This window comes from Enterobacter cloacae complex sp. 6730903, from assembly GCF_048283985.1.
Taxonomy (GTDB): Bacteria; Pseudomonadota; Gammaproteobacteria; order Enterobacterales; family Enterobacteriaceae; genus Enterobacter; species Enterobacter hormaechei_C.
Genome location: NZ_JBLVXX010000046.1, coordinates 1 through 12,981 on the forward strand (window position 1 = coordinate 1; position 12,981 = coordinate 12,981).

Here is a 12,981-nt window from a genome sequence, read left to right on the forward strand (position 1 = left end):
TCACGCTGAAAATGCCGGCCTTTGAATGGGTTCATGTGCAGCTCCATCAGCAAAAGGGGATGATAAGTTTATCACCACCGACTATTTGCAACAGTGCCCCCCGCCCTGCAGGAACGCCTGCGCCAACTGCATCCCTACGAACTCCCGGAGCTGCTCGCGGTCGAAGCCGCGTCCGGCCTGCCCGAATACCTGCAATGGCTGGCCGCCGAGAGCCGACCGGTAAACTGAGCCAATGACCGCATCCACGATCCGCCTGCGCCGCTGGCTGGCCGGGCTCGCCCTGCTGCTTGCGCTGCCCGCGACCTCGGCCGTCGCCCAGGACTTCGAACTGCCGCCGGTCGACGAGGTCTTCGTCCTGTCCGCGCAGGCCACCGCGCCGGACCGCATCGAGGTGCGCTGGCGGATCGCCGACGGCTATTACCTGTACCGGCACCGCACCTCGGTCAAGGCCGATGCCGCCTTCACCGGCGCGACCATGGCGCTGCCGAAGGGCAAGGCCTACCGCGACGAATTCTTCGGCGACGTCGAAACCTACCGCAAGGAATTGCTCGGCACCCTCACCGGCACGCCCGCGGCCGGCGCGAGCGCGACCACCCTGACCGTGAAGTACCAGGGCTGCGCCGATGCCGGCGTGTGCTACCCGCCGCAGACCCGCACCCTGAAGGTCGCGTTGCCGGGCGAAGCGGGCGCTGGCGGCTTCGGCTGTAAGGCGCGCGGGCTGCATGATTATGTCGTCAAGAACGGCTCTGCCGATCATCCCAACGCCGAGGTGAAATTCGCACTGGGTGATGTGGTCAACACCATGATCGGCTGCACTAATGGTGAAACGATCATGCTGTGCCACGACACCTCGCTGCCGCGCCCCTATTCTCTCGGCTTTCGGGTGCAAGGCACCGAGGGGCTGTGGATGGACGTCAACAAGTCGATCTATCTGGAGGGCAAGAGCCCACAGCCGCACCGCTGGGAGCCTGCCGAGGGCTGGTTTGCGAAATACGATCACCCGCTATGGAAACGCTACGCCGATCTGGCGGCAGGGGCCGGGCATGGCGGGATGGACTGGTTCGTGATCCACGCTTTTGTCGAGGCGCTGAAGGCCAAGGCCCCGATGCCAATCGACATTTACGACGCGCTGGCCTGGAGCGCGATCACGCCTCTGTCGGAACAATCGATTGCTGAGGGCAATCGCACGTTAGATTTTCCCGACTTCACCCGAGGGCAGTGGCGCACCCGCAAGCCGATCTTTGCGCTGAACGACGCCTATTGATCGACGCGATTTAGGCCAAGCGCACCGCAAAGGCGAAATTGGTAATCTTGTCGGTATCCTTGACGCCCGGCGCGCTTTCGACGCCGCTGGAGGTATCGACCAGCGGCGCTCCGGTGCGCGCAATCGCCTCGGCAACATTCGTCGGATTTAGCCCGCCTGCCAGCCCCCACGGCAAGGCACCGCGATATCCGGCCAGCAGCGACCAGTCGAACGCCAACCCCATGCCGCCGGGCAGCGCGCCTTTGGGGGTCTTGGCGTCGAACAAGATCAAGTCCGCCGCCCCGGCATAGGCTGCGGCGCGTGCGACATCGCTGGCGCTGGCGACGGGCAGCGCCTTCCACACCGGCTTGCCAAACCGCGCGCGCAACTGGGCCACGCGTTCGGGCGATTCCGAACCGTGCAGCTGCAGCGCGTTCAGCTTGGCTGCCACCAGTGCGTCGGCGATGACAGCATCATCCGCATCGACGAACAAACCGACCATGGCGATCTGGCCAGCTGCGCGCGATGTCAAAGCGCCCGCGACATTCGACGTAACCGCACGGGGCGACGCTGGATAGAACACCAACCCGGCATAGTCCGCCCGCGCCGCGATGGTCGCATCGAGCGCCTCGGGTGTGCTGATCCCGCAAATCTTGATTTTCGCGGGCATGCGGTCAGTCGGGGTTCTGGATCAGCCGCACCAGCGTGCAGTCGGGATCGATCAGGTAGCCGATCCTCAGGCCGCTCGCCTCCAGTTGCGGAGCTTTGAAGCGCGGCCAGCCGGTGCTTTTTTCCTCGGCTCCCGCCGCGTTCACCAATGCCACCATGGCATCGAGATCATCCAACCGCAGGCAACAGCCGAACGAGCTCGTAGCTGGGTCGAGGTCAGGATAGGGGAAGAATTCGAGCTGCAAACCGCCGCGCTGCAGGATCATCCAGCCGCGATCCTTCCAACTCGTCGCAAAGCCCAGCTTCGCATAAAACGCCTCTGTCACATCGAAATCGCGCGATGGCAGATTGGGGGTGACGTGGTCAGCCATGGCTCAGCGCAGCTTGTCGGCCATGCGGGCCGTATGAGTGATTGCGGCGCGGCTATCGGGGGCGGAATGGCTCATCACGATCATGCTGGCCTTGGGGAACGCCGCACCAAACGCGCGCGCTGACGCGGCGTAGTGCTCAGTGTCGGCATCACCGAGATTGCCGAGCGACTTGGCCTTGCTGTCCTTGATCAGGCAGCCACCAAAAGCGATGTCGGTGCCGTCGATCCCAACGGTGATATTGTCACTGGTGTGGCCGGGGCCGGGGTAAAATACCTTGAGCGGGCCAAAGTTGGGCGCGGTTGCTGGTTCGACCCAGCCATTGGCGGCGAAAGTCAGGCTGTGTTGCGCCGCAACCAGCCCCTCTTGCGGGGCAAGCTGGTTCGACAACGCATTGGCATAAGTCGCAATCCCCGCCGCATGCAGCGCGTCCATACCGCCCATCTTGTCCTGATGCGCGTGAGTCACCACCGCCAGCGCGACCGGCAGGTTGATCTCCTGCTTGATCCAGTTGAGGATCTGGGCGGTCTGGTCATCGGTCCAGGCGGTATCGACCAACAGCACGCGGCCGCCATCCCTGACGATCAAACCGTTGGAAGCGACTGCCCCGAAACCCGGCATGTCGAGATAGGAAGTGTGCTGCCAGACATTCGGTGCGAGCTGGCGGAAAACCAGATCGCCAAACCGTTGGTCGCCAGTTTCCATTTGCTGGCCAATCGTCGGGCGGATTTCACCGGGCATGCACCCGCTCAGCATCAATGCAGCGGCTAATGCGGTGCTCAGCTTCGCGACCGGGTGCATAATATTGGGCAATTCCATCAAGTTTTCCTTTTATTCAGCATTAAAAACCCCGCAAATGCGAGGCCTAGTAAATAGATGATCTTAATTTGGTTCACTGTAGCAAAAATATGGGGCGAATTCAAACATGAGGTGCGACAGTTTCAAAAGCCATATGATAATCAACAAGCTGAGCAAATTTCTCTAAGGAAGGTGCGAACAAGTCCCTGATATGAGATCATGTTTGTCATCTGGAGCCATGGAACAGGGTTCATCATGAGTCATCAACTTACCTTCGCCGACAGTGAATTCAGCAGTAAGCGCCGTCAGACCAGAAAAGAGATTTTCTTGTCCCGCATGGAGCAGATTCTGCCATGGCAAAACATGGTGGAAGTCATCGAGCCGTTTTACCCCAAGGCTGGTAATGGCCGGCGACCTTATCCGCTGGAAACCATGCTACGCATTCACTGCATGCAGCATTGGTACAACCTGAGCGATGGCGCGATGGAAGATGCTCTGTACGAAATCGCCTCCATGCGTCTGTTTGCCCGGTTATCCCTGGATAGCGCCTTGCCTGACCGCACCACCATCATGAATTTCCGCCACCTGCTGGAGCAGCATCAACTGGCCCGCCAATTGTTCAAGACCATCAATCGCTGGCTGGCCGAAGCAGGCGTCATGATGACTCAAGGCACCTTGGTCGATGCCACCATCATTGAGGCACCCAGCTCGACCAAGAACAAAGAGCAGCAACGCGATCCGGAGATGCATCAGACCAAGAAAGGCAATCAATGGCACTTTGGCATGAAGGCCCACATTGGTGTCGATGCCAAGAGTGGCCTGACCCACAGCCTAGTCACCACCGCGGCCAACGAGCATGACCTCAATCAGCTGGGTAATCTGCTGCATGGAGAGGAGCAATTTGTCTCAGCCGATGCCGGCTACCAAGGGGCGCCACAGCGCGAGGAGCTGGCCGAGGTGGATGTGGACTGGCTGATCGCCGAGCGCCCCGGCAAGGTAAGAACCTTGAAACAGCATCCACGCAAGAACAAAACGGCCATCAACATCGAATACATGAAAGCCAGCATCCGGGCCAAGGTGGAGCACCCATTTCGCATCATCAAGCGACAGTTCGGCTTCGTGAAAGCCAGATACAAGGGGTTGCTGAAAAACGATAACCAACTGGCGATGTTATTCACGCTGGCCAACCTGTTTCGGGCGGACCAAATGATACGTCAGTGGGAGAGATCTCACTAAAAACTGGGGATAACGCCTTAAATGGCGAAGAAACGGTCTAAATAGGCTGATTCAAGGCATTTACGGGAGAAAAAATCGGCTCAAACATGAAGAAATGAAATGACTGAGTCAGCCGAGAAGAATTTCCCCGCTTATTCGCACCTTCCCTAGGATGTCTTTTAATGAGTTCAGCAAATTTTCTGGCTGAAAAGCCTTCTTTTCTTGACTCAAGCATTAATGCAGTACGATCTTCAAAGTTAAGATGATGGTATGACAATTTTATATACTCCATAAACCCTTTAAATTAATTAGGTGGTTTATGTCGCACTTCAAGTTTTACTCTGCCAACTTTAAATCAGTGGCTCCACTAACACTCTTCACTTATTTATTTAAAATTTAGCGACGTTAAAAGACAATTAAGTATTTTTAGATAATGGGGTTCTAGGGATTTTCCGTCCAAAAACGACAAAGTGCTCTGGAGGCCGCGCCGTCCGTGGCCTCCAGAGGGGTATTACTTTTCGCTGACGGGTAAATATCCCTCGATTGAGCGCATAAGCTCCTCCAGATCTGGCAATTTTTCGCTCAATTCGAAGTGGTAAGTCCCCTTGAGGTTAATGTTGTGCCAGGCCACAGGGGATGCCTGTTTGACGATATCTATTCTCTTGGTATCTCCTTGGTATTCGAAGCTGGTCAACAGCTGGCTGAGTATCCTGGAGTTGAAGTAAACGATGGCATTGGTGACCAGGCGAGCGCACTCATTCCATAGCTGGATTTCTTCGTCTGAACTGCCCCGGAACTGATCCCCATTGACGCTGCTCACGGCCCGACGCAGTTGGTGATAGGCCTCTCCCCGGTTCAGCGCGCGCTGAACATAGTTTCTTAAACTGGCATCATCGATGTAGCACAGTAGATAATTCGCTTTCACCAGGCGATTGTATTCCGTCAGGGCTTCCAGCAGCGGGTGATTGCGCTTGTACTCCGAGAGCTTTCTCACCAAGGTGGCTTGCGTTGTTTTCCGCTGCTTAAGTGATACTGCAATCCGTTGGATGGTATCCCAGTGCTGCGCAATACGATGGGTATTGATTGGCTTTTTTAAGCACAGCTGAATTCGGTGTTCTTTGTCTTCCTTGACATCAAACATGTCATTGATCACTTTGCCAACCTGGGCATAGCGTGGGGCAAACTGGTATCCGAACAGATCCAGTAACGCGAAGTTCACATGGTTCACCCCATGGGTATCGGTTGAGAGCACATCCGGAATGATGTCTGACGTATTGCTCATCAACAAATCAAAGATGTAGTGCGATTCATGTTCGTTGGCGCCGATCACTCTGGCGTTGATCGCAGCGTGATTGGCGATCAAGGTCATGGCAGAAACACCTTTTTGAGTGCCAAAGTACTTCGACGAATAACGGGTTTTGAAGGTCTCGCGCCGGGCTTCGAACTTTTGACCATCGGCACTGGCGTGGATCACATCTTCCTGGATGTTGTAGTACCGGAAGATGGGTAGCTTGGCTGTCGCGTTATTGATGTTGTCGTTAGCAGCATTCAATGTTTCCAGGCGAAGATAGTTCGCCTGGATAGTGCTGAGCTGATCATAGGTACGATCAGAGATCTGTGCCATGCCGTAAATGCCTTGATTGGTTGCATTGCCGACCAGAATTGCCAACAGGTCATATTCATGGGAACGGCTTCTGGATTGGGAACCCAGCACATGAGCGAAGCAGTCAATGAAACCGGTGTCACGATCAACCATGCGCAGTACATCCGCAATCCCCGTTGTGGGAATTTGCTGGAAGAAGGGATTGTTGACCAGATGATGTTTGCTGGCCGAAGGCAGGCGCCAGAAGCGTTTACCCTGCGGATTACGCAAGATGATATTCCGGTTGTCTTCCTGTTCAAGATATTCGCCGACTTCGTACAAACGGGTATCCAATTCCATGGCCATCTGTTTGATCAGCTTTTCAGGCTCCTCCGCTAATTTTGTAAAATGGCTCTGTTGAAGCAGCGTATATTTGTTTTTTCGCCAATGTTCCCCGTCGATCAGGTCGGCGTCGAGTGCCCGGTATTTAGTGATATCAGGCAGCGTCAGCTGGCCATTCAGGCGATCAGGAATCTGTTGATAGAGGAACCACTCATAACGATCGATCAGGATATTCCCTTCACCATCCAGCAGGAATTCACGTGATTTTTTGGAAAGGAGTCTGGTGTCGGCAGTTTGCAACTGAGCGTCCTGGCCGTTGAGTTCGTTTTGTGTTTTCGCCAAGGCGGCCGCTAAGTGCTGGGTGCCGTCGCAGCCTTCGAAGCGCAGACATAGGAACAACTCTCGCAGCAAACCTTTCCGCAGACTTTCTTTCTCGTCGCAGTACTGCCACATGGCTTCATCGACCGATCGTCGCTGCTCGTTCAGGAAGAGACATACAGATTCCAGATCCCTTTTGGTCAGCAGGCTCAGTGCTTGCTGTCTTACTGTTGCAAACGGTAGTTGCAGATCAATGCTGTCATCAATGAACAGGTGCAGTACTTCAGCTGCCTTGCTGACATTTTTAGCTGCTTTTTGCCAATCCTTAAACACCGCTTCCTGCGCATAATCCTTTGCCTTCTGTTTGGTCTGTCTGACATGATGCACAAAGCCATCGGCAATACGTTCCAGCGCTTGCTGCCATCGCGTTTGAAGATAGCACAATAAATACAGCCATTGGCTGCCTACGGTTTGACGTTTCAGTTTGGCACCGTAGTAGTCGACTTTCTCTGCCAGGTGTTGCAGATTTTTCTGCGACAGTGATAGCGTGCTCAACAGCAGATCCACTTCCGGCATCCAATGCTGGATATGGCGATAGACAATCAGTTCTTTCTCCAACTCGGTTCCGGTGAAGTTACGAGCCGATTGTCGCAACTGTCGGAACGGCAGTGGACCTGTGCCGTTCACGAGCTCCGCCAGTGCTTGCTTAAGACCGCGTGACATTGCACGCTCAAGGTGCGCGGCCATGTGTTCCTGTTCGTCTCCCACCACCTGACTGATGATCTTTTGCAGCGTGCTGTAGGCAGGGATTGCGATCTTCTGCCCCGAACAATATTCATTGGCCGCATCGAAGAGGTGCCTAGGCGCTGTCCAGGCTCTGGCTTGCTGGGATAAGTAATCTCTCAACGCCGCTCCATGGTCTTTGACATTCCAGCGCTGGTAGTTGCAGAGCTGGAAAACACGTTGGTAAATCCGTTCGTTCTCTTTTGGCGTGAGATTAAAGGGTCTACAGCCTGGGCCTGGTAGAACGGTTTGATAAACGTATTTGAGGTCCTGCTTGATCTGATGAAAGCCGGGATTCAGCACCACCGGCTTGGCTTTGAAATAGCCCAGCAGTACCACCAGCATGTAACGCTGGCCCCGATGACGGAGGCTTTTAGCGATCGCCAGTTCCTTATCGTTCAGCGAGAAAAAGAAGCGTTGGTCGGCGGAGGTGAAAGCGGGGGGTCCATATAACTCATCTTGTTCTGCCTCGGACAAGATTTGGACACGTTCTTCGAATGCCATGGATTTAGCCCAAAAAGACTAAATCTTACTCAAACAGAGCCCAAATAGGGATCTCGAAAAAAGTAATACCCCTCTGGAGGCCACAGACGGCGGGGCCTCCAGAGCACTTTGTCGTTTTTGGACGGAAAATCCCTAGAACCCCTCAGTGGGACGAAATGATCCGGACCGCTGGCTCCCTGAAGCTGGGCAAAGTACAGGTTTCAGTGCTGGTCCGTTCATTGCTGAAAAGTGAACGTCCTTCCGGACTGACTCAGGCAATCATTGAAGTGGGGCGCATCAACAAAACGCTGTATCTGCTTAATTATATTGATGATGAAGATTACCGCCGGCGCATTCTGACCCAGCTTAATCGGGGAGAAAGTCGCCATGCCGTTGCCAGAGCCATCTGTCACGGTCAAAAAGGTGAGATAAGAAAACGATATACCGACGGTCAGGAAGATCAACTGGGCACACTGGGGCTGGTCACTAACGCCGTCGTGTTATGGAACACTATTTATATGCAGGCAGCCCTGGATCATCTCCGGGCGCAGGGTGAAACACTGAATGATGAAGATATCGCACGCCTCTCCCCGCTTTGCCACGGACATATCAATATGCTCGGCCATTATTCCTTCACGCTGGCAGAACTGGTGACCAAAGGACATCTGAGACCATTAAAAGAGGCGTCAGAGGCAGAAAACGTTGCTTAACGTGAGTTTTCGTTCCACTGAGCGTCAGACCCCTGTTACCGATGCAAGAACAGGGGAGTTTCATGAAATGCCTGTTTAGGAGTGATTAAAGGTAACTTGTGCGCAGAAGGTCAGGTGTGTGGTGGTTAGTACAGACTAGTGAATGTTGTAACTAAACTATATTTTTATTAAAGGCCGGAGGTGGTGTTCCTCCGGCCTTAATTACGTTTCCGTGTTCATTAGTCGATGAACTGGCGGATCAGTTCCAGAATGGCAATCAGCGCGTTTGCAAGCGCCGCTACCGCCCTCAGAACGATGATTAACAGGTTAATCATCCGTTTTCTCCATAAATGGAGTAAAGACACCGTGGCTTGCTCTTACACTGCCTGTCACCACGGCTTCTCTTCGTCTTGTCAGTTGTAGAGAGTCTCACTCCTGCCAGAGCACAGATAACCAGCACCACCTGTATTACCTGTCAGGACTTTGAACCTGTTCATGCCGCATTTAGCGGAATGCAGGGAGAGACTCACCACAGAGCTAACCCTCTGATTATACGTTTATCTAACGTTCAGGCAAACCGTTAACGCACAGTCACTGCCCGTCATATTGCATAATCAGGCTTCACGGATTATCATACTATTGTCAGTTGTAGAGAGTTTCCCTTCCGGGCTGAGTTACCAGCTCGCACCGGAACCGTAAAAAAGCCGACCTCACCAGTCGGTTTTTTTACGTCTGCGGTTTCCCGCTTCGTTTAAATCTATTTTAAATGAATAAATTGTTCTGCGGCAAACCCAACAACATAAGGACGTTAGGGTTGATGGTTGCCGAAATCGCGGTGCGTTACGTGAATTCTGAGGTTTTGCGAGGGGGATTGGGCGCGAGAATTTACGAGAGAGCGCCGGAACAATGCCGGGATCACAAACCATCACCCGTGAAAGAAATCTTCCGGCATTGCCCGGTCAGGTAGTATGACATTCATTGTCAACGGCCATCAATTTATAAGCTGCTTTGCACTTCATAAAAGATCACCACCAGGGCTGCTAAAACAGTACCGATAGCCAGCACGTTAAAAAGTACGTCCTTCATCTTTACGAACGACATACTGATTTGCGTCCTTTCCCTTTTGTCAGCCTTCTCTATCATCCAGCGTTGGTATGAATCACTGTTACTTTTTCTGTCCATGTTCCCCCCAATTCATCAATGAGCACCAGGCGGCCACCAGGCTTCTTGCCAACAAAGTAACGGCCTCGCGGCAGACGTTCGCCAGTCTTCAGCCGTTCGATCCAGTCCTGAAATGCAGGGCGCGGTTTATAGCTGTAGCGGCCAAAATCAGCTAAAGACTGCGTGACCATGACTGTTTGGCAGCCATGCTTTCTCATATCACGAAACGTATTTTCCAGTGCAGCCAGTGTATTCATTTGCACGTTCTCTCTGCTTTTCCCATGAAGATATTAACGACACTCAAAACTAACACCGTTGGCATGATCACGGCAGCATAGCCGACAGCAACGGCCTGATATATGGTCAATGAGTAGTCGGGCTGTTTATACAATACGACTGAAAAAATGCTCCCCAAACAAGCAAGCAGAGTTAAAAACAAGTAATCGACAAATCTGTTTTTATAGATAACCCATGCAACGATGCAGGGATATGACACCAGGCACAGGATAATCGCATTTGTGGTATGCACGTTTCGCTCCTTGTTATTTAAGGGTTGTCAGCCAGATCAAACAGATTGTTCAGGCTGGAACGGAATTGTTTTACCGATGATACCAGCTCCTGACTCCGCGCTTTTTCCTGCGCCAGTTCACGCCGTAGCTGCGCCATCTCGTCTCTGTTACGCTGAAGCTCAAGGATAGCCGTCATAAAGGTTTTGCTGGCTGATGCCTGTCCGGTCGCTTCCTGCGCCTTTTTAATGGCCTGATCTTCGTCGTCATTCGTTCTGATTGTGTAATGCCCCATGATACCCCTCTTTTGCTGTCATTTTTGCGCTGCCGGCGCGAACCCGGGAAGAAACTTTGCTGGCAAAAAACACTGGCCAACAGATGTGACCGGGAAAATTTGCTGGCAATTAATTTTCGATGAAAGCCAGCTCGCAATCGCCGCATTCAATATTCAGTCCGGCTTTGCCCCACACGGCAGCGCCACACCCGCGACACTGATATTTAACTTTATTTCGTTTTGGCTTGTCCTCAAATGCTGCAACTGACAAATCATTGTCATTGCTCCCGGCCATATCATCTGAATGGCTCCCGTTCTGCGGTGACACTGACGGCAGCAGAGCCATAGAAAGCACCGCTTCTATATCAATCCCGGCCTCAGCATTTTGATGCGCCAGAGCAAGCGTTTCGCGCCATTGCTCTATTACGGCGGTCATATCTTTTTGTTGTTCGACCTGGACAGGGAAGCGATCAAACCAGCTCAAAGCAAATTGCCCCTGGAACAGTTCCAGTGTGACGCGCTGGAAGCGGCCACCAGGGATCGGATAGTCATTAATCTTCTGGCCGACTTTCGCACCACCAGGTCTCCCGGTGGAGGAGGGCATAAGTCCGATACTTTCCATTTTTGCCGCCCACTGCGCATTGTGGTACGTCTTACGCGACGGGTTGCCGTAGTGGTACTGCCACATATGGCACTGCTCATGAACCAGCGTTTGCATGACTTCAATAAGCGGGTACACCGGGAAGTATTCAGGATTGAGGGCGATTTCATCAATCATCCTGCCGCTGCCGTCAGCAGCAACAAAGCGCCTGTAACTGAAATAGCCCATTGTGTTCTTGCCGCGCTGGAACGTAATCAGACAGTCAGGGAGTTCGCCGTCAAAAAGGCGCTGGTTATAGAAATCAAACGCCTGTTGTAGCTCGCTGTAAGCGCGTTCCGTGGCTCTTGTCATGCTGAAGTTCGCTTAGCGGCGTTCCGATATTCCTGTAACTCTGCAACAATAGCAGGGAACACATCAGCGCAACGCTGTGCCAGCTTAACCGCCTTTGAACAAACGCCCATACCATGTGCTCTTTTGAGCGCCTCCAACAAATCTACCAGTTCCTCGTCAGTGATTTTTTCAGTCATCTATTAAGCTTCTCCATTATCTGTATCGTACGATACAGATAATATAAACCACACCTTTGATAGCGGCAATCTTTTTTGCTGGCAATTTCACGCCCAGGGCGGGCATCGAGCGGGTAATATTGCTGGCAAAAATCAACGGCCAAACCGGCTGCAGGAAACTGGTTTGCTGGCAAGCGTGATTTACTGCTGGGCTTGACACCTTGCCATTGTATGACGCTTGTTTTAGTGTCAAATGAACAACCAGCGCGAGAAGAATATAGGAAGCAAAAGCAATGGATATCAAACCTAACTCAGTGATCCACCTGGAGCCAGGCGAAACATTACCCGGCTATACCAATCTGAAACCCGTACCTGATAAGTATTTCGATGAGTTAAAGGCACTCATAAATAAACTCAATACTCAATCCGGTAATATTTACCTCAAGTTAAAACAGATGTACGCCTTTTTGGATCGTTTTAACAAAGAATTTGTGAGCACGTTTACCTCCTGTCAAAAGGGGTGCTCTTCGTGCTGTAAAATGGATGTTCATTTAACCGCGCTTGAGGCAACACATATTGCACAAGCAAGTAAACTTACTGCCAGAGACAACCCGCTTACGACCGGGCATGAGTCAAAATGTCCGTTTTTGTCTGAGAAGGGAACATGCTCAATCTACAATTACCGCCCGCTGTTATGCAGGACATATCATGTACTCACTCCGCCGGAGATGTGTAATGACCTGGATGCACAAGTCATGCAGTATGGTTCTCAAAGCGCGAACATGGGAAATCACATCTACAAAACAATAGCAGAGTGGATCTATTTTCAGACGTATCACTGCACTGGTAAGTTAGAAACCAAAGATATCAGAGACTACTTCCCTTATCCCCGCGAAGATATCCAAAGATTTCTTCACCATAACCCCCCGCGCCCTTTTTGCTAAAAAAAAGCCTCTGACGCAGTGTCAGAGGCTTGTTAGATTACTGTTCGTCACCAGCAGTGCTGGAAGCATCTTTTTTGATGAGAAACTCATCAAGAGAACGGCCAGCTTTTAACGCTTCGTCGATTGGTTTTGGTGTCCGGCCACGACCAGACCAGTATTTCGTTTCGCCGTTTTCATCAAACTGATATTTAGGCGGCGCTTTTGGCAACGTCTTTTTGCGTGTTTTTTGCGCATCTTCGGACAGGCCAAGCAGTTCTTCCGGTGAAAAACCTTCTCCGGCAATCAACTGGAGCAGTTCCTGGCGCTTTCTTTCGCGCTCTGCGCGTTCTGCTGCCTCACGCTCTGCTTCTTCACGACGTTCTTCGATCACGGCGTTAAGCTTTTCCTGCATTTCCAGCAGTTGTTCAAAGCTGGTTTCTCGCGCAAAAACACGAACAGAGCGAATATTCAGGAGTAGCTTTTTTGTTGCGTCAAACGTTTCATTTTCACTCATCGAGTT

At 52.4% G+C, this 12,981-nt stretch carries 16 protein-coding genes and 2 pseudogenes; 5 read left to right on the plus strand and 13 right to left on the minus strand.

Annotated elements, in window-relative coordinates; all coding sequences use genetic code 11:
• The first annotated feature begins 93 nt into the window (after window positions 1-93).
• Together cutA and ACNQ0W_RS20135 are read left to right on the plus strand one after the other, a co-directional pair.
• Window positions 94-228: a divalent cation tolerance protein CutA gene (gene cutA / locus ACNQ0W_RS20130; protein ID WP_023408307.1), complete on the plus strand. Its 135-nt coding sequence runs from the start codon at window positions 94-96 to the stop codon at window positions 226-228.
• Window positions 229-232: 4 nt separating this feature from the next.
• The gene (locus tag ACNQ0W_RS20135) at window positions 233-1,264 is read left to right on the plus strand and encodes a protein-disulfide reductase DsbD domain-containing protein (protein WP_004201169.1); all 1,032 of its coding nucleotides are present in this window, start codon (window positions 233-235) and stop codon (window positions 1,262-1,264) included.
• A gap of 10 nt (window positions 1,265-1,274) precedes the next feature.
• Here ACNQ0W_RS20135 and ACNQ0W_RS20140 read toward each other — a convergent pair whose 3' ends face one another.
• The 3 genes from ACNQ0W_RS20140 to ACNQ0W_RS20150 are packed head-to-tail and all read right to left on the minus strand — an operon-like array spanning window position 1,275 to window position 3,099.
• The gene (locus ACNQ0W_RS20140) at window positions 1,275-1,913 is read right to left on the minus strand and encodes a phosphoribosylanthranilate isomerase (protein WP_004201168.1); all 639 of its coding nucleotides are present in this window, start codon (window positions 1,911-1,913) and stop codon (window positions 1,275-1,277) included.
• A 4-nt stretch (window positions 1,914-1,917) separates the two neighbouring features.
• Entirely contained in the window at window positions 1,918-2,283 is a 366-nt protein-coding gene (gene ble / locus ACNQ0W_RS20145; RefSeq protein WP_004201167.1) for a bleomycin binding protein Ble-MBL, read from the minus strand.
• A 3-nt stretch (window positions 2,284-2,286) separates the two neighbouring features.
• Complete coding sequence (locus ACNQ0W_RS20150) at window positions 2,287-3,099, minus strand: subclass B1 metallo-beta-lactamase NDM-5 (protein ID WP_023408309.1); 813 nt, start codon at window positions 3,097-3,099, stop codon at window positions 2,287-2,289.
• A 234-nt stretch (window positions 3,100-3,333) separates the two neighbouring features.
• On the opposite strand from ACNQ0W_RS20150, the gene ACNQ0W_RS20155 reads away from it, so the two are divergent.
• Window positions 3,334-4,314: an IS5-like element IS5 family transposase gene (locus ACNQ0W_RS20155; RefSeq protein WP_000019402.1), complete on the plus strand. Its 981-nt coding sequence runs from the start codon at window positions 3,334-3,336 to the stop codon at window positions 4,312-4,314.
• A gap of 148 nt (window positions 4,315-4,462) precedes the next feature.
• Here ACNQ0W_RS20155 and ACNQ0W_RS20160 read toward each other — a convergent pair.
• Both ACNQ0W_RS20160 and ACNQ0W_RS20165 read right to left on the minus strand, forming a co-directional pair.
• A pseudogene (locus ACNQ0W_RS20160) lies at window positions 4,463-4,585 on the minus strand (helix-turn-helix domain-containing protein); the annotation flags it as partial.
• Window positions 4,586-4,804: 219 nt separating this feature from the next.
• Window positions 4,805-7,822: a Tn3-like element IS3000 family transposase gene (locus tag ACNQ0W_RS20165; protein WP_004199413.1), complete on the minus strand. Its 3,018-nt coding sequence runs from the start codon at window positions 7,820-7,822 to the stop codon at window positions 4,805-4,807.
• Window positions 7,823-7,965: 143 nt separating this feature from the next.
• Here ACNQ0W_RS20165 and ACNQ0W_RS20170 point away from each other — a divergent pair.
• Window positions 7,966-8,478: pseudogene (locus ACNQ0W_RS20170) on the plus strand (Tn3 family transposase); the annotation flags it as partial.
• Between the two features lie 251 nt (window positions 8,479-8,729).
• On the opposite strand, the gene dqlB reads toward ACNQ0W_RS20170, so the two are convergent.
• The 7 genes from dqlB to ACNQ0W_RS20205 form a co-directional block, all read right to left on the minus strand.
• On the minus strand, window positions 8,730-8,825 hold the full coding sequence (gene dqlB, locus ACNQ0W_RS20175; protein ID WP_000609145.1) for a DinQ-like type I toxin DqlB: 96 nt from the start codon (window positions 8,823-8,825) through the stop codon (window positions 8,730-8,732).
• A gap of 804 nt (window positions 8,826-9,629) precedes the next feature.
• A complete protein-coding gene (locus ACNQ0W_RS20180) occupies window positions 9,630-9,908 on the minus strand; it encodes a hypothetical protein (protein ID WP_001093608.1) in 279 nt (92 codons plus the stop codon).
• Window positions 9,905-10,180, minus strand: coding sequence for a hypothetical protein (locus ACNQ0W_RS20185; RefSeq protein ID WP_000557557.1), 276 nt, complete (start codon window positions 10,178-10,180; stop codon window positions 9,905-9,907). Before ACNQ0W_RS20185 ends, ACNQ0W_RS20180 begins: the two co-directional genes overlap by 4 nt.
• A gap of 17 nt (window positions 10,181-10,197) precedes the next feature.
• Window positions 10,198-10,452: a hypothetical protein gene (locus ACNQ0W_RS20190; RefSeq protein WP_000510385.1), complete on the minus strand. Its 255-nt coding sequence runs from the start codon at window positions 10,450-10,452 to the stop codon at window positions 10,198-10,200.
• Window positions 10,453-10,561: 109 nt separating this feature from the next.
• A complete protein-coding gene (locus ACNQ0W_RS20195; RefSeq protein ID WP_000196235.1) occupies window positions 10,562-11,383 on the minus strand; it encodes a SprT-like domain-containing protein in 822 nt (273 codons plus the stop codon).
• Window positions 11,380-11,559, minus strand: a complete 180-nt coding sequence (locus tag ACNQ0W_RS20200) for a hypothetical protein (protein WP_023408316.1) — start codon at window positions 11,557-11,559, stop codon at window positions 11,380-11,382. Before ACNQ0W_RS20200 ends, ACNQ0W_RS20195 begins: the two co-directional genes overlap by 4 nt.
• A 16-nt stretch (window positions 11,560-11,575) precedes the next feature.
• Window positions 11,576-11,842 (minus strand): hypothetical protein, encoded by a 267-nt coding sequence (locus tag ACNQ0W_RS20205; RefSeq protein ID WP_032072053.1) that lies wholly within the window; start codon window positions 11,840-11,842, stop codon window positions 11,576-11,578.
• On the opposite strand from ACNQ0W_RS20205, the gene ACNQ0W_RS20210 reads away from it, so the two are divergent.
• Window positions 11,832-12,482, plus strand: a complete 651-nt coding sequence (locus tag ACNQ0W_RS20210) for a YkgJ family cysteine cluster protein (protein ID WP_000351937.1) — start codon at window positions 11,832-11,834, stop codon at window positions 12,480-12,482. The two genes, ACNQ0W_RS20205 and ACNQ0W_RS20210, sit on opposite strands and share 11 nt — an antisense overlap.
• Window positions 12,483-12,519: 37 nt before the next feature.
• On the opposite strand, the gene ACNQ0W_RS20215 is transcribed toward ACNQ0W_RS20210, so the two are convergent.
• A complete protein-coding gene (locus ACNQ0W_RS20215; RefSeq protein ID WP_001293458.1) occupies window positions 12,520-12,975 on the minus strand; it encodes an H-NS family nucleoid-associated regulatory protein in 456 nt (151 codons plus the stop codon).
• Between the last annotated feature and the right edge of the window lie 6 nt (window positions 12,976-12,981).

Coding starts and splice junctions, on each gene's coding strand:
- ACNQ0W_RS20155 (WP_000019402.1), top strand. CDS start 3,334: ATGAGTCATCAACTTACCTTCGCCGACAGTGAATTCAGCAGTAAGCGC.
- ACNQ0W_RS20210 (WP_000351937.1), top strand. CDS start 11,832: ATGGATATCAAACCTAACTCAGTGATCCACCTGGAGCCAGGCGAAACA.
- ACNQ0W_RS20215 (WP_001293458.1), bottom strand. CDS start 12,975: ATGAGTGAAAATGAAACGTTTGACGCAACAAAAAAGCTACTCCTGAAT.
- ACNQ0W_RS20150 (WP_023408309.1), bottom strand. CDS start 3,099: ATGGAATTGCCCAATATTATGCACCCGGTCGCGAAGCTGAGCACCGCA.
- ACNQ0W_RS20135 (WP_004201169.1), top strand. CDS start 233: ATGACCGCATCCACGATCCGCCTGCGCCGCTGGCTGGCCGGGCTCGCC.
- ACNQ0W_RS20180 (WP_001093608.1), bottom strand. CDS start 9,908: ATGAATACACTGGCTGCACTGGAAAATACGTTTCGTGATATGAGAAAG.
- ACNQ0W_RS20195 (WP_000196235.1), bottom strand. CDS start 11,383: ATGACAAGAGCCACGGAACGCGCTTACAGCGAGCTACAACAGGCGTTT.
- ACNQ0W_RS20200 (WP_023408316.1), bottom strand. CDS start 11,559: ATGACTGAAAAAATCACTGACGAGGAACTGGTAGATTTGTTGGAGGCG.
- dqlB (WP_000609145.1), bottom strand. CDS start 8,825: ATGATTAACCTGTTAATCATCGTTCTGAGGGCGGTAGCGGCGCTTGCA.
- ble (WP_004201167.1), bottom strand. CDS start 2,283: ATGGCTGACCACGTCACCCCCAATCTGCCATCGCGCGATTTCGATGTG.
- ACNQ0W_RS20190 (WP_000510385.1), bottom strand. CDS start 10,452: ATGGGGCATTACACAATCAGAACGAATGACGACGAAGATCAGGCCATT.
- ACNQ0W_RS20165 (WP_004199413.1), bottom strand. CDS start 7,822: ATGGCATTCGAAGAACGTGTCCAAATCTTGTCCGAGGCAGAACAAGAT.
- ACNQ0W_RS20140 (WP_004201168.1), bottom strand. CDS start 1,913: ATGCCCGCGAAAATCAAGATTTGCGGGATCAGCACACCCGAGGCGCTC.